Genomic DNA, 20,276 nt, shown 5'->3' with positions numbered 1-20,276 from the left:
TCTGCCGTCATTGGCTTTGGGGAGAAAACCATGACCATCCTTGCACGCCGCCTGACAATCGTAACGCTGATCATGACCATTTTTGCATTCGTCTTCGGCGCGCTCGTGGCCGCGCCGGCGCGCAAGGATCTGCGCGTGCATCTCGGTACGGCGGTGCCATGTTATCACCCCGCCACGCCGAACTGCGTCGCAGCGCTTTGAAAAACTCATGTGATCAACCGGTGGGAACCCCTTGGCGTCGTTTGATTGTTATTGAGTTCCCACTATAATAGCGCATGAACACACGAATCTTTTCCCTGGCCCCGCTTTCCTTCATCAGCCCGAGCCCCTTCGAGCCGCGCGTCTTCGACAATCCGGTCGAAGCGGTCGCTGCTCTGACCGAACTCTACGAACGCAACACGAAATTCCTGATCGATGCGTTCGCGGCGCTTGCCGATGGCGCTGCCGTGACCGGCCGCTACCGCGCCTGCTACCCACAGGTCAGCATCGAGACAACCTCTTTCGGCCATGCCGACTCGCGCCTCTCCTACGGTCATGTCTCATCGCCCGGCGTCTATACGACGACCATCACCCGGCCAAAACTGTTCCGGCATTACCTGAAGGAGCAGCTCGGCCTGTTGATGCGCAACCACAGCGTTCCGGTGACGATTTCGGAATCCACGACGCCGATCCCGCTTCATTTCGCCTTCGGCGAAGGCGCGCATGTGGAAGCCTCCGCGACCAGTTCGCTCGCCGACATCTCGTTGCGCGACCTGTTCGACACGCCGGATCTCAATAATACCGACGACCTGATCGCCAACGGCGAATACGACCAGGTGCCCGGCGAGCCGGCGCCGCTTGCGCCGTTCACGGCCCAGCGCATCGACTATTCGCTCGCCCGCCTCAGCCACTATACGGCGACCAGCGCCGATCATTTCCAGAACTTCGTGCTGTTCACGAACTACCAGTTCTATATCGACGAATTCGCGGCCTGGGCGCGCGAGATGATGGCGCGCGGCGGCGACGGCTATACGGCCTTCGTGGAGCCCGGCAATATCGTCACGCTTGCGGGCAGCGACAAACCGGAAACCGATGCGGTGGTGCGCATGCCGCAGATGCCTGCCTACCACCTGAAGAAGAAGGGCCATGCAGGCATCACGCTCGTCAATATCGGCGTCGGGCCTTCGAACGCCAAGACGATCACCGACCACATCGCCGTGCTGCGCCCGCATGCCTGGCTGATGGTCGGCCATTGCGCCGGCCTGCGCAACAGCCAGCGGCTCGGCGACTACGTGCTGGCGCATGCCTATGTGCGCGAAGACCACGTGCTCGACGACGACCTGCCGGTGTGGATCCCCATCCCGGCGCTTGCCGAAGTGCAGCAGGCGCTCGAAAGCGCCGTCGAGGAAGTCACCGGCTACCAGGGTTTCGAGCTGAAGCGGATCATGCGCACCGGCACGGTCGCGACGATCGACAACCGCAACTGGGAACTGCGCGACCAGCGCGGACCGGTGAAACGCCTCTCCCAGTCGCGCGCCATCGCGCTGGACATGGAGTCGGCAACCATCGCCGCCAACGGTTTTCGCTTCCGCGTGCCCTACGGGACTCTGCTCTGCGTCTCGGACCGGCCGCTGCACGGCGAACTGAAACTGCCCGGCATGGCGACCGCCTTCTACCGCACCCAGGTCAGCCAGCACCTGCAGATCGGCATCCGCGCCGTGCAGAAACTCGCGGCCATGCCAACAGAGACGCTGCATTCGAGGAAGCTGCGCAGCTTTTACGAGACTGCGTTTCAGTGACATTGTAGGAGACCCAGCCTTGGTGTATGATTTTTGGCATTCATACACACGAGGTGGCAATGCGCACCAATATCGAACTTGACGACGAGCTAATCGCGGAAGCGATGGAGCTGACCGGCCTGCCGACGAAAAAAGCGACGGTCGAACAGGCATTGAAGGATCTGGTTCGTATCCGCAGGCAGATGCGCGCCTTCCACAATCTCGAAGGCATCGGTTGGGACGGCGATCTCGATGCGATGCGAAATGACTCGGGAGATTTGGCGACTGGGGCTTGAAGGATAGCGAATGATCGTCGCGGACAGTTCCGTCTGGGTTTCGCTATTTCGAAAAGATGATGTCGAAGTCACGGACAGATTGCGCTCTTTCATAGCTCAGGGCGTCGTTCTTATCGGCGATATCATCATGCTCGAGGTGCTTCAGGGTGCTCGCGATTACCGTCAGGCCCGCTGGATCGAACAAAACTTCCGCGACTTTCCCGTCGCACAAATGCTGTCTCCCTCACTCGCGATAACGGCAGCAGCCAACTACCGCACTCTTCGGGACCGAGGCGTTACCGTGCGGAAGACGGTAGACATGATCATCGGCACCTACTGCATCGCACATGGCCACAGCCTGTTGCATAAGGATAAGGATTACCTGCCGATGGCAGAGTATCTCGGACTGCAGATCGCCTGATCAATCAGCTCTTTTCGGCCTCGCCGCCAGCAACGACAACGCCGTCCCCACCAGCGACGAAACGATCACCAGGAGATGCGTGTTGACGGCGGCCCGGCCGAGTTCCTCCAGGGGCAGGCCGGCGGTGCCGGCGCCGAAGGCGACGGCGCCGGCGGTGATGCCGGCGGGATAGGTGCCGACACCGGCGGGAGCGTGGACGGGAAGAACCGAAGAGAGCTCGCCGCCGAGGGCGCCGCCGAAGCTTGCGGCGATCGAGAGGCCGCCGAGCAGCCCCAGCACCCAGGCAAGTACGGCGATCTTGGTGAACCAGTTGATCAGCGTCGCGCCCCAGGCGCGGACGAAGGCTTTCGCATCGAGCGGCAGGCCGGCCTCCACCTCGCCGAGGAGCTTTTTCGCCTTGTGCGGCAGGACCTTGGCCGCCAGGCGAAAGGCCGGGCCTCGCAGCGCGAAGGCAATCGCGGGCAGGATGAGGAAGGCGAGCCAAAGTGCCCAGGCCCAGGCTTTTCCTGTCTGAAGCGCCAGGCCCGTTCCGGCAGCGGCGAGCAGCGCATGCAGGTCGAAGAGCCGCATGACGAGCAGCGCCGCGGTACTGCGCGCAACGCCCAAGCCGAATTCGCGCTTCATCAGCAACGGAAAGCTCGCCTCCCCCGTGCGGAAGGGCAGCATGATGTTCAAGAGGTTATGGACCTGCACGAGTCTCAGCAACGTGCCAAAATGGCCGCCGGTCTCGGCTGGAAAATAGTCGTAGATGCGCCAGGTGCGCAGGACATAGGTGCCGAGCAGCAGTGCCAGCGCAGCCGCCGCCGAACCCCAGCCGGCCCCGCTCCACAGTGACACGACGCTCTGCCAGCCCCAGACCCATTGAATGAAGGCGGCATAGACGAGGATGATCGCCACCGTTCCGAGCGTCATCGCGTGGCGAATTATCCACGCCCGGCTGGCAACCGGAGAATTCTTCATATAGTAGGGTGCCCCATGTGATATTTCGGGTTTTGCCGCCATCAGGGCGCGCCGTTTCAAGCCCGTGGTTTAGGAGAAACGCAAGGTGCGTACAACAGCAGAGTCGGTGACGGGCCTCATCGAGACGGCCGAGCCGATCGAACTGTCCCTCGTCGTGCCCCTCTTCAACGAAGAAGAAAGCGTGCGCCCACTGATCGAGCGGATTTGCGCAGCGATGGCCGGTTATGCCGCGAGCTGGGAACTCATCCTCGTCGATGACGGCAGCACGGATGCGACGATCGCCAATGCCCGCGAGGCGCTCAACCAGCCAGGCCTCGACCTCAAGATCGTCGCGCTGCAGCGCAATTTCGGCCAGACGGCGGCCATGCAGGCCGGCATCAACCAGGCTGTCGGCCGGCTGATCGCGACGCTCGACGGCGACCTGCAGAACGATCCGAAGGACATTCCCGGCATGGTGGCCGAGCTGGAGCGGCGCGAACTCGACCTCCTGGTCGGCTGGCGCAAGAACCGCCAGGACGGTCTCTTGATGCGCAAGGTGCCGTCCTTCATCGCCAACCGGCTGATCGGCCGTATCACAGGCGTGCGCCTGCACGACTACGGCTGTTCCCTCAAGATCTATCGCGGTTCCGTCATCAGGCAGGTCAAGCTGATGGGCGAGATGCACCGCTTCATTCCGGCCTGGGTGGCCGGCGTGGTGCCGAGCTCGCGGATCGGCGAAATGCCGGTGACCCACCATGCGCGCCAGCACGGGGTTTCGAAATACGGCATTTCCCGCACCTTCCGGGTCATCCTCGACCTCCTGTCGGTGATGTTCTTCATGCGCTTCAAGGCGCGGCCGGGGCATTTCTTCGGCTCGCTCGGCCTGGGGCTCGGGGCACTGTCGGCGATCATCCTCTTCTACCTGTTCATCGACAAGTTCGTGATGGGCAACGACATTGGCACAAGGCCGATGTTCCTCATCGGCGTCATGCTGTTCCTGTCGGCGGTGCAGATGATCACCACCGGCATCATCGCCGAAATGATCGCCCGCACCTATTACCGGGAAGATACCGCCCTCAGCTACATCGTCAGGGAAGTCTATGAGGGCGATGCGGCGCATCAGTGACGCGTTCGCCCGCCGTCCCGACCTCATCCTCTGGCTGATCGCTGCATATTATGTGCTCGCGGTCATCCTCCGGGTGCTGCGCTCGGAGGCGCTCGAAAGCGACGAGGCGGAACAGCTTTACCAGTCGCAGTTCCTGCTGATGGGCTACGGCCGTCAGCCGCCGTTCTACAACTGGCTGCAATACGGGGCCGTGCAGCTGATCGGCCCGTCGGTTTTCGCGATTTCGCTGGTCAAGAATCTGCTGCTCTTCCTCACCTGCGCGGTCTATGGGCGCGCGGCGCGGGTCTTGCTGAAGGACAAGCGGCTCGTTGCCATCGCCATGATCGGGGTGATCGCCATGCCGGCGGTCAGCGTCATGGCGCAACGAGACCTGACGCATGCGATCGCCACGCTGTTTGCCGTCGCACTGTTCTTCTACGGTTTCCTCAAGACGCTGACGCGGCCAAGCTTCTCTACTTACCTGCTGACCGGCATCGCGGTCGGGTTCGGGCTGATCGCCAAGTATAATTTCGTCGTCGTTCCAATCGCGGCGATCCTCGCCATCCTGCCGGAACCGGAACTGCGCAAACGCATTCTCGACTGGCGGCTGATCCCGGCGCTTGCCGTCGTCGCGGTGATCTGCCTGCCACACGGGTTATGGGTGCTCAGCAATCTCGGCGAAGCGACGGCCGGGACGATCAAGGCGATGCGCGAGGATGCATCGGGCAACCCCATCCTCGATCGGCTGTCCGGCATCGGCACGCTTTTCGTCGCGATCCTGGCCGGCGGGGCGCCTGTGCTCGCCTTTTTCTTGATCGCCTTCCGGCGCACGCTCATCGATGCCTGGCAGGCGACGAACCAGTGGACGCGGGTGATCGGCCGGGCGCTCGTTATCTGCCTGATCGCCGTCGGGCTGATCGGGCTCGGCTTCGGCGCCACCAGCATCAGTGAAAAATGGCTGTCGCCCTTCCTGGTTCTGCTGCCGCTCTATCTCTGCCTGAAGCTGGAAGCCGCCAATGCGGATACGAGCCGCAGCATTCCCCGGCTGCTGGTTCCGGTGGCGGTGCTGGCGCTCGGTTTCGTCGTCTATATCGCACTCGGCAATGTCGTCGGCCCGATGTTCGGCAATTATACCAAGGAAAACCTGCCGTCAGGCCCGTTCATTAGACAGGTGGTGGCGGAGCATTCCCGCGCCAGGCTGGCTTATGTGATCACCGATGATCCCTATCTTGCCGGGAGCGCTCGGCTGGAGCTGCCGCAGGCCCGCGTGCTGCTGCAGAGTTTCGGGCAGACGCCGCCGCTCGGCGAGGCGGAGAGACACCAGCCGGGGCTGATCATCTGGCAGGGGGGCGATGAAGGGCTCGATGCTCTCAAGCCCTATCTGCAGGCGAACGGGATTGCTGTGGAAGGGCTTGTGCCCGCGACCAAGGCTGTGCCCTATCTTTTCTCGGGCGGGCGGGACAGCGTCACGTTCGGGTATGCCTGGGTGGAATTGGGCAGATAGAGACCCGCGAACTCCCTCTCCCCCAAGGGGAGAGATTGACTCGTGGTGGCGGTTCATTCCCTTACGCCGTCTCGCAGGTGGTCCAGCGCATTGCGCAGTTTGTCGATCACCTCGTCCACCTCCGCCCGACTGATCGTCAGCGCCGGAGAGGCGAGCATGCGGTCTCCGGTGGCGCGCAGGATGAGGCCGTTTTCGATACAGTGATTGCGCACCAGCGTGCCGATATCGTCGGGCTTTGCGTAACGTCGCCGGGTGGCTTTATCCGCTGCGAGCTGCAAGCCGCCGATCAGGCCGACGCTTTCGGCCTGGCCGACAACCACGTGATCTTCCAAGCTCTTCCAGGCGGCGGCGAAATACGGCCCGATATCGTCGCGGACGCGTTCGACCAGGCCCTCCTCCTCGATGATGCGGATGTTTTCCAGCGCGGCAGCGGCTGAGACCGGGTGACCAGAATAGGTGAAGCCGTGGTAGAAATCACCCAGCTCCTCGACCATCACGTCGGCGACGCGGTCGCTGACCAGCACGCCGCCGATCGGCAGGTAACCGGAAGACAGGCCCTTGGCGATCGGCGCCAGATCGGGCTCGAAGCCGTAATATTGGTGGCCGAACCATGTACCGAGGCGGCCGAAACCGCAGATCACCTCGTCGGCGACGAGCAGGATGTTGCGCGCCTTGCAGATGCGGGCGATTTCCGGCCAGTAGGTCTCCGGCGGAATGATCACCCCGCCCGCCCCCTGGATCGGCTCGGCGACGAAGGCGGCGACGCACTCCTCGCCGAGCTCATCGAGCTTCGCCTCCAGCTCGCGGGCGACCTTCAGGCCGAATTCGGCGGGCGAAAGGTCGCCACCCTCGGCGTACCAGTAAGGTTGGTTGATGTGGTGGATGCCTTCGATCGGCAGGTTGCCCTGTTCGTGCATCAGCTTCATGCCGCCGAGCGAGGCGCCGGCGACCGTCGAGCCGTGATAGGCGTTCTTGCGGGCGATGACCAAGGTCTTTTCCGGCTTGCCTAGCACCTTCCAATAGACCCGCGCCATGCGGAACCAGGTGTCGGTCGCTTCCGAGCCGGAATTGGTGAAGAAGACACGTTTCAGTTTTTCGCCCGTATGGGAGGCGATCTTCTGGGCGAGCAACGCCGCCGGCGCCGTCGTGGTGCCGAAGAAGGTGTTGTAATAGGGCAGGTCCTGCATTTGGGCATAAGCGGCGTCGGCGATCGACTTGCGGCCGTAACCGACATTGACGCACCAGAGGCCGGCAAAGGCATCGAGATATTTCTTGCCCGTCGAGTCGAAGATATGGACGCCTTCCGCGCGCTGGATGATCCGCGCGCCCTTGGCGTTCAACTGCTTCATGTCCGAAAACGGGTGCAGGTGATGGGCGGCGTCGATGGCGGCGAGATTGGAAAGCGGCGGCATATCGGTCATGACTGTCTCTCTGCCTCAGATTGTGCCGTCAATTCTTATCGGCTACGAACAGAGTTCCGCAACACCTGTCAAAAGACATTCCTCATGGCTTCAGACCCTGCACCGCCCCGCATCGAAATCCTGCTCGTCGGCATGAACGGCGACCTGCGCGGCAAGCAGATCCCGCTCGAGGCTGAAAAGAAGGTCTGGGATGGCACGGTGCGCCTCCCCTCCTCCACCCAGTCGCTGGATATCTGGGGCTACGACAATGACGAGATTACCGGGCTTTCCATGTCGATCGGCGACCCCGACGGCCTGTGCATCCCGGACCGCCGCAGCCTTGCGCCGATGCCCTGGGCGCCGGAAGGCTCGAAACAGGTTCTTTCGACCATGCACGAATTCGATGGCACGCCTTCCTTCATGGATCCGCGCGCCATCCTTGCAGCCCTTCTCAAACGCTTCGACGAACGCGGCCTGACGCCGGTCGTGGCGACGGAACTCGAATTCTACGTGGTGCAGGACGACTGGCGCGAGACGGGCCGGCCGCGGCCGCCCGCGAGCCTCATGTATCGCGGTGAACCGAACGGCTTCCAGCTCTACGATATGAGCGCCGTCGATGCGCTCGGCGACTATCTCCAGACGGTGCGGGCCTGGGCGAAACTCCAGGGCCTGCCGGCGGATGCGACGACCGCGGAATTCGGCCCCGGCCAGTTCGAGATCAACCTGCTCCACCGCGCCGATGCGCTGGCCGCCGCCGACGACTGCATTTATCTCAAGCGCATCGCTGAACAGGCGGCGAAGAAACATGGGCTGAAATCCACCTGCATGGCCAAACCCTATGCGGACCACGCGGGCTCCGGCCTGCATGTGCATGCGAGCATCATCGACCGGGACGGCAACAACGTGCTGGACGCCAAGGGCGGCGATCCGGTGCGACTGAAATCCGTCTGCGCCGGAATGTTGAAGACGATGCGGGATGCGCAACTGGTCTTCGCGCCGTTTGCCAATTCCTACCGCCGATTCCAGCCGGGATCCTTCGCGCCGGTCGATATCGACTGGGGCTACGGCCATCGGGGGACCGCGGTGCGCATTCCGGACGCCCAGGGGCCGGCAGCCCGCATCGAACACCGCGTCGCCGGTGCCGACGTGAACCCGTACCTGCTGCTGACCGCCATTCTCGGCGGCATGCTGCTTGGTCTCGACGAGACGCTCGATCCGGGCCCTGCAACCGAACCCGGCAAGGAACCGGCCGCCGGCACGAAAAAGCTGACGCACGATTTCCTGACGGCGGTGGAGGAGTTTTCCGCCTCGCCCTTCATTGCAGACGTTTTTGGGGCGCGCTATCAGAAACTCTATGGCGATACGAAGCGCAAGGAGGCGATCACTCACCTGCGCACGGTCTCGGATTTCGATTACCAGACATATCTGCCGCGGATCTAGGATCTAGGCGGCTTGGGGATCCAGGGCGCGCTCGCCAGGTCGTCGATATCGATCAGCATCGGCGAACCCTCGTCCTCCTTGTAGTCGAAGGCCTTGGTCATCGCTGCGGAGAACCTACCGAATTCCTCGTAGAGCTGAAACAGCCCTTCCTTATTGCCGGTGACAAGGGCCGCGATCTCTTCGTCTGATATCGCCCTGACCAGATCGCGATAGGTGCTGTTGCCCTCGCTGTCGGGGATAAAGACGACAACGCCGCCCCCATCCTTGAACTTGATGCCGATCTCGATTTCGTCGTCGGTGAACAGCTCGCGATTCTTGGCGACCATCTGCGGAATGGTAAGCGCAAACAGGCTTTCGCGGGTGAGGCCGCCATGCACCTCATACTGCTGGTTCGCCAGCTGCATGAACTGCCAGCCCTTTTCGGAAAGCAGGCCTTTCAGCATCAGTTTTGCTATCGGGTCACTGATCTTGAACTTGTCGGAATCGATGAACGCGATCGCATCGGAAACCAGCTGGCTCTTCTCATCCACATCGATGAAGGCCGCATTCACTGCAAATGCCGCCCGCATCGTCTCCTTGGAAGGTTCGCCGGAAATGCCGTTCGCCACCTGGACGAGATCGGCCTTCTTTTCCTCGGTCTTGTCTTCATTTTCAGCAGGCTGGGTATTCGCCTGCTGAAGGATCAGCAGAGCTGCAGGTTGAACGGCGGAGATGGAATTCATGCCGGTCCTCGTCCGCGGCGCACCGCCCCTGATGGGCATTGCCGCGATTCGCCGGGCGCTTCATGGCCAGACCAACCAATAATTCTATCAGTGGTTGAAAATCTAATGTTCCCCACTTAACGAGATATGAACGGGCGGATGCAAGAGGTTGTATTGTAGGCTTGGAACCCGCTCAAATCCCGCTGCCATCCGGTTCCCGCGGGTAATCGGCACGGCCGGCTCGCCGCCGACAGCACTGCCCCCGTACAAAGCCACGATCTGCGGTAGCGGGAATAGGCATTGGCCGCACACGGTCGATGTTTAAGCGAATGTTTCAACCTATCTTAAATTCATAAGGCCTAAGGAAGCTGGATATTTGAGGTCTTGCGGCACATTCGATGCGTATTGTTATCGCCAAATCACTCCTTGCCGGACTTTTGTCCCTGCTCGCATCTCTGGCTATATCGTTTACCTTCGTTCCAATGCTGGGCGGGGAAGTCGCCGGTGCCGGCCTGGTGATGACCATCGTTTGCCCGCTTGCGATCTCCATTCCCGCCTCGGCCGTGCTTTTCAGCCAATCGGAACGAGTTCGACGCGCGGAGGCCCGAGCCTCCGATGCTTTGGCAAAACTGGCAGCCGCCTATGAGGAGCTTCGCCTGCAATCCCGCCAGGATGGCTTGACCGGCTTGTTGAACCGGAGCGCCTTTCTGGAAGAACTTCAGCTCCTTAGCCGGCAAGGCGTGACGGGAGCACTTGTTTTCCTCGATCTTGACCATTTCAAATCGATCAACGACCGCCATGGTCACGCAACCGGCGACGAGGTCCTCCGTCGGACAGGGCAGATACTCGCCACCTATATGGGGCAATTCAATATAGCCGGCCGTCTTGGAGGCGAAGAATTCGCGCTCTTTCAAGGTGGCCTCGCTGTCGAGGAGATGTCGAGGTGGTGCGAGGATATCCGAGAGCTCATCGAGGGCATGCATGTGCGCTCCGCGTCGCGATCGATTGTCTCGGTATCGGCCAGCATAGGAGCCATTCACTGCGTTTCCGGCTTTGATCCTGACGAATGTCTCAGAGCCGCCGATGTAAATCTGTACGAGGCGAAATCGCTCGGGCGAAATCGGGTCGTTTCATCCGTCTGACGAGGCGGCAGAACGAGCGGTTCGGATACCGCGCCGAACTCGCTCAAATCCCGCTGCCGTCGCGTTCCTGCATTTCGCGCTGCTGCGGCTGGTTGACCAGCACGGTCAGTTCGCCCGCATGGATCTTCAACAGCACGTCGCGGTCCATCGGCAACAGTTCTCCATCGATGACGCAGCGGATATCGTGGCGCTCGCGGGGGAAATGCAGTTCCAGTTCGGTGGCCGTCATCGCCGTGACGGCGGCGTTTTCCTTCAGCCGGCCGCGGATGATGTCGAACGTCAGCCGCGCCACGCCCGCCGGTGTGAGTGGATCGGCGATGTAGAAGCCGAGATGGCCGCGCGTCAGGTTGTCGGCGAACATCAGCGGGTCACGGCCGAACTCGTTGTTGGAGACGGAAATCGCCGAGACCTTGCGGTGCCCGATCTTGCCGCCCGTTCTGAATTCCACTTCAAATTCCGGCGGATTGAACATGACGCCGATCGCCGCCCGCGTGCTCGCGCGTATCTTGCCCAGCCGTGAGGCGAAGGTCATTGAATTGCGGTAGCGCACCATCCGCGCATGCATGCCGGCAGAAAACTGGTGCACGAAGCTATGGCCGTTGGCGCTGGCTATGTCGACGTTTTCCGGGGTGCCTTCGGCGAGCGCATCCAGCACCTGCCAGATATCGAGCGGCAGCTTCAGCGAGCGGGCGAAGAGGTTCATGGTGCCGGCCGGCACGACGCCGAGTGTCAGTCCGCTTCTCCAGGCGATTCCCGCGGCCGCCGAGATCGTTCCGTCCCCGCCGCCGGCGATCAGCCCTTCGACGCCGGCCGTCGAGGCCGCCTTTTCCATCGCCGAGACCACGTCCTTGCCGGACACCACATGGCACTCGATCTCGTGGCCGGCCGCCTTGAACGTCTCGGCGGCGCGAGCGCAATAGGCCTCCATATCGGTGGTTCGGAAAGTACCGCCATCGCGGTTGAAGACGGCAAACAGGTTCATTTGATCTCGCTTGCAGAGGAGCGGATTTGGCGCGGGACAACGGCCCATCAGAGAAATGGTTGCGGCCGGGAGCTTTATCAACAAGTGCGCAATCGCTGCAGGAAAAAACACACAATCTCGTGAGGGCCGCCTCAATAAATGATCGGCACTACCGCGATGCACAACGTCATGTTAGTCTGGAGTCCGGTCATTTCGATGACCCGCTCACCTCCAGAGCGGGTGGATGTCTCCCACATCCTACCCGCGTCTTTTTCCAGCAGATTCAACACTATGACAGATACTGCCGCCGATTTTCAATCCGCACGGGACCGTTCGGAAGCTCAAGACTTTGATAGCGCTCCCGCTCTTTCGCGACTCGCCATCATCCTGATCGAGATCGCACTTGCGGTCGGCGGTTTCGGCATCGGAACCGGCGAATTCGCGATCATGGGCCTTTTGCCGGATGTCGCCTCCACCTACCAGGTCAGCATTCCGATGGCAGGCTACGTGATCAGCGCCTATGCGCTCGGCGTCGTCATTGGTGCCCCGATCATCGCGGTCGCCGCCGCCCGGACGACGCGGCGGTCGCTGCTGCTGATCCTGATGACGGTGTTCGCGCTCGGCAATATTTCGAGTGCCATGGCACCGGATTTCTGGAGCTTTACCGCGCTGCGATTCGTCACCGGCTTGCCGCATGGCGCCTATTTCGGCGTCGCGGCTCTCGTTGCGGCCTCGATGGTGCCGCCCAACAAGCGTGCCCGCGCCGTCGGCCGAGTGATGCTGGGCCTCACCGTCGCGACCCTGGTCGGCACGCCGATCGCCACCTTCATGGGACAGATGCTCAACTGGCGCGCCGCCTTCTTTCTGGTCGGCGGTATCGGCGTCGTCACCGTGGCGCTGCTCTGGTATTTCCAGCCGCGCGACACGGTGCATGAAGGCGCCAGCATCTGGCGCGAACTCAGCGCCTTCGGCCGCGCCCAGGTATGGCTGACGCTCGGCATCGCCGCAGTCGGCTTCGGCGGCATGTTCTCGGTGTTCAGCTATATCGCCTCGACCACGACGGTGACGGCCGGCATGTCGGTCAGCATGGTGGCGATCGTGCTGACGCTGTTCGGCATCGGCATGAATGTCGGCAATATCGTCGGCTCGCGGCTGGCCGACCTGTCGCTGAAAGGCACGATCGGCGGGGTGATGGTGTTCAACGTCGTCGTCATGGGCGCCTTCGGGCTGTGGGCAGAATATCCGCTCGTGCTCTGCATCTGCGTCTTCCTGATCGGCTGCGGGTTTGCCGCTGGCCCTGCGCTGCAGACCCGGCTGATGGACGTCGCCGCCGACGCGCAGACGCTCGCCGCCGCCTCCAACCACTCTGCCTTCAACATCGCCAACGCGCTCGGCGCCTGGCTGGGCGGGCTGGTGATTGCCTGGGGCTGGGGTTTCGCGGCGACCGGTTATGTCGGGGCGGTGCTGTCGCTGTTGGGGTTTGGCGTGTTTGCGGTGTCCGCGGCGCTGGATCGGAAGACGGCGGCGGCCTGAGAGCCAGCAGCCCCTCAACCGCCTCCGCTTTGTTTGATGGGCGATCTGGTTCGGGCCGACGGTCTCGACCCCTCCTTTGGCCCGAGGGGAGAGGTAGAGCTCTCGGCAAATTCCCTCTTCTCTCGCCGGGGAGAAGGTGGCCGGAAGGGGCGGATGAGGGGCGGAGCGCTGAGCTTGAATCCGGACAAGCAGCCCCGGCAGCTAGGGATAAAGCAGCAATACCCGGCCGATCTTTTCTCTTGGCTTCAAAACCAAGGGGATCCGAATACCGTCTTCGCCGTTGAAGAAGTCGAACTGACGAACGTCTTGAAATTCGGTGGTTGATCGTCCGTTGGAAAACGAGCAGCTGTCTTTGCAGCGCACGTTCAATTTACCAGCCAGATAATCGCGCTCCCGGTGGAGATTCACAGTCAGGCCAAGCTCGGGGTGCTCCTCCTGTTCGAGCAACCTGCAAACCTTTCCTATCGTGCAGACGACGCTGCCGGAAATCGGATCGTCATGATCCAGCAGAACCGCGAATTGGATCCGAATGTTTTCGTCGGCGAGACCGCTCGCCAACGCGCCTCTTGGCGCGGGAAGCCCTATGAGAGCAAGAGCGAAGAAAGTGAATAAGCGTTTCGTCAGCGTCACAACCGCCCTACATCAATGCCAAGCACTTCAGCCAAGTGTGCTGCAACTATGGCCTTTCTGCGGATGGACCTCGCCGACGACCCTAAGCCGCCTTCGACGCGGCCTTCTCTTCCGGCATGACCATGTATTTCCGGCCATTCTCGCAGATGACGTGTTCCTTGCCCCAGAGGCGAAGGGCGGCGATGACCGGTTCGAGGCTGCGGCCGATCGGCGTCAACGCATAATCGACGCGCGGCGGCACGACCGGGAAGACGGTGCGTGACAGCAGGCCCGCCTCCTCCAACTCCCGCAGCTGCTTGGTCAGCATGCGCTGGGTGACCGCCGGAATGCGGCGGCGCAGTTCGTTGAAGCGCAGCGTGCCGTCTTGCAACAGGTGATAGAGGATGACGCCCTTCCATTTTCCGTCGAGGAAACTCAGGGTCGATTCCACTGGGCAGCCGGGAAAATTGTCGGTCAGCTTGGCACGGGGTTTCGACATCTGCTGCGTCCTTTCACGGTATACTTTTCGGTACTATAGACCAAAAATGTGCATTCTTGCGCTCTTTGAACATAGGCGCCATCTAGTCTCCGGACAACAGGACACAAACCAAGGAGACGTTCCATGCGCGCCGTCGGCTTCAACATGCCCCAGCCCATCACCGCCGAAACCTCGCTGATCGATATCGAGCTGCCCGTGCCGGAGGCGAACGGCCGCGACCTGCTCGTCGAGATCATGGCGGTGTCGGTCAATCCCGTCGATGCCAAGGTGCGTGCCTCCGCCGCGGTCGAAACCGGCCAGCACCGGGTTCTCGGTTACGATGCGGCAGGCGTGGTCAAGGCTGTCGGGCCGGGCGTAAAGCTCTTCAAGCCGGGCGACGAGGTCTATTATGCCGGCGTGATCAACCGTCCGGGTACCAATGCGGAATTCCATCTGGTCGACGAGCGCATCGTCGGCTTCAAGCCGAAGACCCTGAGCTTCGAGGAAGCCGCCGCCCTGCCGCTGACGGCGATCACGGCCTATGAGGCGCTGTTCCATCGTATGAAGGTGCAGGACAAGGTGGCTGGTGCCTGGAACGCGGTCCTGGTCATCGGCGGCGCCGGCGGGGTCGGCTCGATCGCCATCCAACTCCTGCGCGAACTGTCGGACGTGACGGTGATCGGTACCGGCTCACGGCCGGAAACGCAGGCCTGGATCAAGGAGCTCGGCGCGCACCATGTGCTCGACCATTCTAGGCCGATGGCGCCGCAACTTGCCCAGATGGCGATCGGCGCACCCGCCTTCGTCTTCTCCACGACCCATACGGAAACGCACCTCAAGGACATCCTGGAGCTGATCGCGCCCCAAGGTCGCCTGGCGCTGATCGACGATCCGAAGGAGCCCATGGACCTGCGCGTCTTCAAGGGCAAGGCGCTGTCGGTGCATTGGGAAATGATGTTCGCCCGGGCCGTCTTCCAGACCGCCGACATGATCGAGCAGCACAAACTGCTGAACCACGTCGCCGAACTGGTCGACGCGAAAAAGATCCGCACGACGCTTGCCGAAACGCTGGGACCGATCAATGCCGCCAACCTGAAAAAGGCGCATGCGATGATCGAAAGCAGCCGTACCACGGGCAAGCTCGTGCTGTCGCGCTTCTGAGCGCCGTGCCGTGAGCTGAAACAAAGAAAGCCCACCGTGGCTGAAACGGCGGGCTTTCTTAACGGCCTGGCGGTGGATCAGGCTTGAATGACGACGACCTTGGCGCCGACGTTGACGCGGCTGTAGAGGTCGATGACATCATGGTTCATCATGCGGATGCAGCCGCTCGACATGGCAAGCCCGATCGATTCCGGCTGGTTGGTGCCGTGGATGCGGAAATGCGTGTCGCCGCCGCCGCGATAGAGATACATGGCGCGGGCGCCGAGCGGATTGTTGGGGCCGCCCGGCATGCCGCCGGCGAGCTTGCGATAACGCGCTTCGCGGTTCTGCATGTTCTGGGTCGGCGTCCAGGTCGGCCATTCGGCCTTGCGGCCGACATAGGCATTGCCGGCAAGCGCCAGGCCGGCGCGGCCAACACCGACGCCATACCGGATCGCGCGGCCATTGCCGAGAATAAAGTAGGCGCGGCGGGCGGGCGTATCGACGACCACGGTGCCAGCGGCATGCGGCGTGACGTAAGCCACCTCCTGGCGGCGCAGCTCCGGCTTTATGTTCTCGACCGGCACGGTCTTCAGCGGAAACGGCTCGTTCGGCAGCGCTGCATAATTCGTCTGTTCGACAGTGGAAGCGCAGCCGGCAAGCAGAAGCGGCAGGCCTGCAAGAAAGCCGCGACGGGAAATCGACATGAATGTGTCCTTGGTGCGTCGAGAGAATGACGCTGAACTTAAGAATATTATGGTTAATGAAGTGCTAAACGGCCGATTGCTGCGGTCATCACGAACGCGTCAGGAGGGTGCTGAGGTAGAGAGGCCACATTGCCATGTGTAAGACGGGAAATGCATCATCTGGTGTGGGCGGCCGGGAGGCTAAGATATGCGCACGACCATAACCGTCGACGAAAAATTACTTGCAGAGGCCAAGGAATTCAGCGGGATCGAAAATACGTCCGACGTGATCAAAAGAGCCCCTCACGCTTCTCATCCAGCACGAGGCAGCGCAGAGGTTGATCATGCTTGGAGGCAGCGCGCCGGATCTGGAAGATCCGCCACGCCGACGCTGAAACCCGGATGGCACTTGGGAGGGCAATCCGGAGTGATCTGCTTGGGGCCTCGCTCTGGATCGAACTCCGCGACAGGTACGAGCCTCACATATTCGGATAAACCGGCCCTTCGCCGCCCTGGGGCGGCACCCAGTTGATGTTATGGTTGGGGTCCTTGATGTCGCAGGTCTTGCAGTGGACGCAGTTCTGGGCGTTGATCACGTACACCTGTTCGCCATCCTTCTCGACCCATTCGTAGACGCCCGCCGGACAGTAGCGGGTCGACGGACCGCCATAGACGTCCAGTTCGGAACGCTTCTGCAGATCCATGTCCTTCACCTGCAGATGAACCGGCTGGTCCTCCTCGTGGTTGGTGTTGGACAGAAACACCGAGGACAGGCGGTCGAAGGTCAGGACGCCGTCCGGCTTCGGATAGGCGATCGGCTTGTGCTTTGATGCCGGTTCCAGCGAGGCTGCGTCGGTCTTGCCGTGTTTCAGCGTGCCGAAGAAGGAGAAGCCGAACAACTGGTTGGTCCACATGTCGAGGCCGCCGAGCGCGATGCCTAGGCCGGTGCCGAGCTTCGACCACAGTGGCTTGACGTTGCGAACCCGCTTCAGATCCTTGCCGATGTCGCTTGCGCGCCATTCGTTCTCGATCTCGATCACTTCGTCATTGGCACGTCCGGCGCCGATCGCCCTGGCGATGTTGTCGGCGGCGAGGATGCCCGAGAGAACCGCGTTGTGGCTGCCTTTGATGCGCGGCACGTTGACGAGGCCGGCGGAACAGCCGATCAGCGCGCCGCCCGGGAAGGTCAGTTTCGGCACCGACTGGTAACCGCCCTCGGTGATGGCGCGGGCGCCGTAGGAGAGGCGCTTGGCGCCTTCGAACGTGCCGCGGATCGCATCATGCGTCTTGAAGCGCTGGAACTCCTCGAACGGGTAGAGATAGGGGTTCTTGTAGTTGAGGTGGACAACGAAGCCGACGGCGACGAGATTGTCTTCCAGGTGATAGAGGAAGGAACCGCCGCCAGTCTTCATGCCGAGCGGCCAGCCGAACGAATGCTGCACCAGGCCCGGCCGATGGTTTTCCGACTTCACCTGCCAGAGTTCCTTCAGGCCGATACCGTATTTCTGGGGCTCGCGGCCGTCCTGCAGTCCGAATTTGGCGATCAGCTGCTTGGCGAGCGACCCGCGTACGCCCTCGCCGATCAGCACGTATTTGCCATGCAGCTCCATGCCGCGGGTAAAATTCGGGCCCGGCTCGCCGTTCTTCTCGACGCCCATGTCGCCGGTTGCCACGCCCTTGACGGCGCCGTCTTCGTTATAGAGCAGTTCAGTGGCGGCAAAGCCCGGATAGATCTCGACACCCAGCGCTTCGGCCTTTTCGGCCAGCCAGCGACAGACGTTGCCGAGCGATACGATATAGTTACCGTGATTGTTCATCAGCGGCGGCATCATGAAGTTCGGAAGCCGGATCGAGCCGGCAGGACCCAGGAACAGGAAGTGATCGGCGGTGACCGGGGTCTTGAACGGATGGTCCGCCTCCTCGCGCCAGCCGGGCAGCAGCGCATCGATGCCCGAGGGATCAACAACCGCTCCGGAGAGAATATGGGCACCGACTTCCGAACCCTTTTCGAGCACCACGACGCTCAGGTCCGGATTGACCTGTTTCAGCCGGATCGCGGCGGAAAGCCCCGCAGGACCCGCGCCGACGATCACCACGTCGAATTCCATCGCCTCGCGCTCTGGCAACTCGTGGCTGGGAAGTTCTTGCTCGCTCATATCCAACTCCGCTCGCCGGCCCCTTCCGGCTTTATTCAGGCAACCTGTTTGACAAAAGCGCCCCGGCTTGTCGAGGCGGGAAAACGTCCTCCGCCTTGTCATTCGCGCAAATGGCGTTTCGGTTTTCTCATATTACGTTTACGTTCACGTCAGTTATAAGCACCGAACCGCAGAAAGCAAGATCGGCCTTTCGCGCCCCTCTGCCGCTGCTATAAAGGCCCGATACCGATCACAGGAATTGGGGAAGGAACAACATCATGGATCTCGGTCTTACCGGCAAACGCGCTCTCGTGCTCGCCTCGTCGCGCGGGCTTGGCCTCGGCATCGCCAAGGCGCTTGCGAGCGAAGGCGCCCACGTTCTCCTCGTCGGCCGCTCGGGCGAGCGGCTGGCGGACAATTGCAAGGCGATCAATGCCGAAGGTAAAGGCAAGGCGGACTGGGTGTGGGGCGATCTCGCCGAAGAGAATTTCGTCGAGGCGATGAAGACCGCCGTCAAGGAAAAGCTCGGCGGCATCGACATCCTGGTCAACAATACCGGCGGCCCGACGCCGGGCACAGCAGAAGACATGACCGCCGACAAGCTCGACATCTTCTTCCAGTCGATGGTGCTGCGCGTCATCACGCTCACCAACGCCTTCCTGCCGCAGATGAAGGAACAGGGTTTCGGCCGCATCCTGACCGTCGCCTCCTCCGGCGTCTTCGAGCCGATCGCCAATCTGGCGCTCTCCAACACGCTACGCTCGGCACTGGTCGGCTGGAACAAGACGATCGCGACCGAAGTGGCGGGCTTCGGTATTACCTGCAACATGCTGCTTCCCGGCCGCATCCATACCGACCGTATCGACGAACTCGACGGCGCCAATGCCAAGCGCACCGGCAAGTCTGTAGAGGAAATCCGCTCCGCCTCGCTGAAGACCATTCCGGCCGGCCGGCTCGGCAAGGTCGAGGAATTCGCGGCCGCCGGCGCTTTCCTCTGCTCGGCCCCGGCAAGCTATGTCACCGGCACGATGCTCCGGGTCGACGGTGGCGCGTCGCGCTCGATCTGAGGTTTTCGAAAGACCGTTAAACCCAGGTCGTTAAACATTGAATCGAATTGGGGTGCCGCTGTTGGCGGTATCTCAATTCGCCTGTCGTAAGAGGCAAGCCGGCCCCCCAAAATTAAAGGATCGCCGGCATGATCGAAAGTGTTTCGGGGGCGACCGAGGCTCCCGCACCCAGTACCCCCTCCTCCGCGCCTCATGCGCCAGTCTCCGCTGCCGCCTCGATCTCGGCGACGCTTGCGGCCGGACATGTGGTGGGCACCTTTGCCGGCAGCTGGGAAGCGGCAACCCGCCACGCGGCCGAAACCTCGGCGATCTCCAGCCGGCCCGGGATCATGCATGCGCGAAGCCTGGAGGCCGTGGATGACGTGGTTGTCCGTAACCTCCTCGACAGCCTGTCGCCCGCAAGCCGCATCGCCGGCAGCTTCTTCCTGGCCGATGGTGAGGAACCGGCACCCAGGTCTCTCATCGCCACCTATTACGAAGACGTCTGACCGGAAACGCTTCGGGCCGATCCGACATCACGCGAATGCGTCTAGCGGCGGGCACCGCCCAGGCCTATGATCTCCGTCCCTGCTTCGGAGTTTCTCCCATGACATTCGCCAGACTTGCACTCACGGTGATCGGCGTCCTGATGGTCGCGATCGGTCTCATCTGGATCGGCCAGGGAAGCGGCGCCTTCCCCTATCCCGCCAGCAGTTTCATGATCAACCAGACGCCCTGGATCGTCCGGGGCGCCGGCGTGGCGATCGTCGGCATTGCCGTCATCTGGGGCGCCCGGCGGTTTCTCCGCTAGCTCCGGTAGGGGCCGCCTGTACTGCACAGCCAAAAGGTGAAGAAGATTAACTTCAGTCCATCTAAGCCCTTCATTACAAACCTTTAATCCGGTTTCACCGGTTCGTGAGCCGGTGGGGTAAAACCTGTCTTTTTTGCGCCGCAATAGGGGCGGTTCGATGGAGCGATACCATTGGCGCAACCATAGGCGAGCG

At 62.0% G+C, this 20,276-nt stretch carries 21 protein-coding genes; 13 read left to right on the top strand and 8 right to left on the bottom strand.

Annotated elements, in window-relative coordinates; all coding sequences use genetic code 11:
• The first annotated feature begins 30 nt into the window (after positions 1–30).
• The 4 genes from J2857_RS16660 to vapC all read left to right on the top strand — a co-directional run bounded on the left by J2857_RS16660 (position 31) and on the right by vapC (position 2,453).
• On the top strand, positions 31–201 hold the full coding sequence (locus tag J2857_RS16660) for a hypothetical protein (protein WP_210011205.1): 171 nt from the start codon (positions 31–33) through the stop codon (positions 199–201).
• Positions 202–275: 74 nt separating this feature from the next.
• A complete protein-coding gene (gene amn / locus J2857_RS16655; RefSeq protein ID WP_210011204.1) occupies positions 276–1,778 on the top strand; it encodes an AMP nucleosidase in 1,503 nt (500 codons plus the stop codon).
• Positions 1,779–1,837: 59 nt separating this feature from the next.
• Positions 1,838–2,053 (top strand): type II toxin-antitoxin system VapB family antitoxin, encoded by a 216-nt coding sequence (locus tag J2857_RS16650; RefSeq protein WP_210011203.1) that lies wholly within the window; start codon positions 1,838–1,840, stop codon positions 2,051–2,053.
• Positions 2,054–2,063: 10 nt separating this feature from the next.
• Complete coding sequence (gene vapC, locus J2857_RS16645; protein WP_210011202.1) at positions 2,064–2,453, top strand: type II toxin-antitoxin system VapC family toxin; 390 nt, start codon at positions 2,064–2,066, stop codon at positions 2,451–2,453.
• Here vapC and J2857_RS16640 read toward each other — a convergent pair whose 3' ends face one another.
• Positions 2,454–3,413: a lysylphosphatidylglycerol synthase domain-containing protein gene (locus J2857_RS16640; protein ID WP_210011201.1), complete on the bottom strand. Its 960-nt coding sequence runs from the start codon at positions 3,411–3,413 to the stop codon at positions 2,454–2,456. It lies immediately after the preceding gene.
• 85 nt (positions 3,414–3,498) lie between these two features.
• Here J2857_RS16640 and J2857_RS16635 point away from each other — a divergent pair, with 85 nt between their 5' ends.
• Both J2857_RS16635 and J2857_RS16630 read left to right on the top strand, forming a co-directional pair.
• The gene (locus J2857_RS16635) at positions 3,499–4,518 is read left to right on the top strand and encodes a glycosyltransferase family 2 protein (RefSeq protein ID WP_210011200.1); all 1,020 of its coding nucleotides are present in this window, start codon (positions 3,499–3,501) and stop codon (positions 4,516–4,518) included.
• Positions 4,502–6,001 (top strand): ArnT family glycosyltransferase, encoded by a 1,500-nt coding sequence (locus tag J2857_RS16630; protein WP_210011199.1) that lies wholly within the window; start codon positions 4,502–4,504, stop codon positions 5,999–6,001. The genes J2857_RS16635 and J2857_RS16630 overlap by 17 nt, the downstream gene beginning before the upstream one ends.
• A gap of 53 nt (positions 6,002–6,054) precedes the next feature.
• On the opposite strand, the gene J2857_RS16625 is transcribed toward J2857_RS16630, so the two are convergent.
• Positions 6,055–7,422 (bottom strand): aspartate aminotransferase family protein, encoded by a 1,368-nt coding sequence (locus J2857_RS16625; protein ID WP_210011198.1) that lies wholly within the window; start codon positions 7,420–7,422, stop codon positions 6,055–6,057.
• 84 nt (positions 7,423–7,506) lie between these two features.
• Between J2857_RS16625 and J2857_RS16620 the strand changes: the two genes are divergently transcribed.
• Entirely contained in the window at positions 7,507–8,841 is a 1,335-nt protein-coding gene (locus tag J2857_RS16620) for a glutamine synthetase family protein (RefSeq protein ID WP_210011197.1), read from the top strand.
• On the opposite strand, the gene J2857_RS16615 is transcribed toward J2857_RS16620, so the two are convergent.
• Positions 8,838–9,563 (bottom strand): hypothetical protein, encoded by a 726-nt coding sequence (locus J2857_RS16615; RefSeq protein ID WP_210011196.1) that lies wholly within the window; start codon positions 9,561–9,563, stop codon positions 8,838–8,840. The genes J2857_RS16620 and J2857_RS16615 overlap by 4 nt on opposite strands.
• 377 nt (positions 9,564–9,940) lie before the next feature.
• Between J2857_RS16615 and J2857_RS16610 the strand changes: the two genes are divergently transcribed.
• Entirely contained in the window at positions 9,941–10,684 is a 744-nt protein-coding gene (locus J2857_RS16610) for a GGDEF domain-containing protein (protein WP_210011195.1), read from the top strand.
• A 43-nt stretch (positions 10,685–10,727) separates the two neighbouring features.
• Here the strand turns inward: J2857_RS16610 and J2857_RS16605 are convergent, their stop codons facing one another.
• Positions 10,728–11,666 (bottom strand): diacylglycerol/lipid kinase family protein, encoded by a 939-nt coding sequence (locus J2857_RS16605; RefSeq protein WP_210011194.1) that lies wholly within the window; start codon positions 11,664–11,666, stop codon positions 10,728–10,730.
• Positions 11,667–11,936: 270 nt separating this feature from the next.
• Here J2857_RS16605 and J2857_RS16600 point away from each other — a divergent pair, with 270 nt between their 5' ends.
• Positions 11,937–13,178, top strand: coding sequence for an MFS transporter (locus J2857_RS16600; protein WP_210011193.1), 1,242 nt, complete (start codon positions 11,937–11,939; stop codon positions 13,176–13,178).
• A 201-nt stretch (positions 13,179–13,379) separates the two neighbouring features.
• Here the strand turns inward: J2857_RS16600 and J2857_RS16595 are convergent, their stop codons facing one another.
• A complete protein-coding gene (locus J2857_RS16595; protein ID WP_210011192.1) occupies positions 13,380–13,808 on the bottom strand; it encodes a hypothetical protein in 429 nt (142 codons plus the stop codon).
• Positions 13,809–13,890: 82 nt separating this feature from the next.
• Positions 13,891–14,286 (bottom strand): winged helix-turn-helix transcriptional regulator, encoded by a 396-nt coding sequence (locus J2857_RS16590; RefSeq protein ID WP_210011191.1) that lies wholly within the window; start codon positions 14,284–14,286, stop codon positions 13,891–13,893.
• A 123-nt stretch (positions 14,287–14,409) separates the two neighbouring features.
• Between J2857_RS16590 and J2857_RS16585 the strand changes: the two genes are divergently transcribed.
• Entirely contained in the window at positions 14,410–15,426 is a 1,017-nt protein-coding gene (locus J2857_RS16585; RefSeq protein ID WP_210011190.1) for a zinc-binding alcohol dehydrogenase family protein, read from the top strand.
• A 77-nt stretch (positions 15,427–15,503) separates the two neighbouring features.
• On the opposite strand, the gene J2857_RS16580 is transcribed toward J2857_RS16585, so the two are convergent.
• Positions 15,504–16,112: a L,D-transpeptidase gene (locus J2857_RS16580; RefSeq protein ID WP_210011189.1), complete on the bottom strand. Its 609-nt coding sequence runs from the start codon at positions 16,110–16,112 to the stop codon at positions 15,504–15,506.
• Positions 16,113–16,570: 458 nt separating this feature from the next.
• The gene (locus J2857_RS16570; protein WP_210011188.1) at positions 16,571–18,247 is read right to left on the bottom strand and encodes an electron transfer flavoprotein-ubiquinone oxidoreductase; all 1,677 of its coding nucleotides are present in this window, start codon (positions 18,245–18,247) and stop codon (positions 16,571–16,573) included.
• 257 nt (positions 18,248–18,504) lie between these two features.
• Between J2857_RS16570 and J2857_RS16565 the strand changes: the two genes are divergently transcribed.
• From J2857_RS16565 to J2857_RS16555, 3 genes are all read left to right on the top strand, one after another.
• The gene (locus tag J2857_RS16565; RefSeq protein ID WP_210011187.1) at positions 18,505–19,293 is read left to right on the top strand and encodes an SDR family oxidoreductase; all 789 of its coding nucleotides are present in this window, start codon (positions 18,505–18,507) and stop codon (positions 19,291–19,293) included.
• A 128-nt stretch (positions 19,294–19,421) separates the two neighbouring features.
• Positions 19,422–19,781 (top strand): hypothetical protein, encoded by a 360-nt coding sequence (locus J2857_RS16560; RefSeq protein ID WP_037080972.1) that lies wholly within the window; start codon positions 19,422–19,424, stop codon positions 19,779–19,781.
• Positions 19,782–19,879: 98 nt separating this feature from the next.
• The gene (locus J2857_RS16555; RefSeq protein ID WP_210011186.1) at positions 19,880–20,083 is read left to right on the top strand and encodes a hypothetical protein; all 204 of its coding nucleotides are present in this window, start codon (positions 19,880–19,882) and stop codon (positions 20,081–20,083) included.
• The last annotated feature ends 193 nt before the right edge of the window (positions 20,084–20,276 follow it).

It is taken from the genome of Neorhizobium galegae (genome assembly GCF_017877055.1).
Taxonomy (GTDB): domain Bacteria; phylum Pseudomonadota; class Alphaproteobacteria; order Rhizobiales; family Rhizobiaceae; genus Neorhizobium; species Neorhizobium galegae_D.
This window is presented reverse-complemented; position numbering and strand designations above follow the sequence as displayed.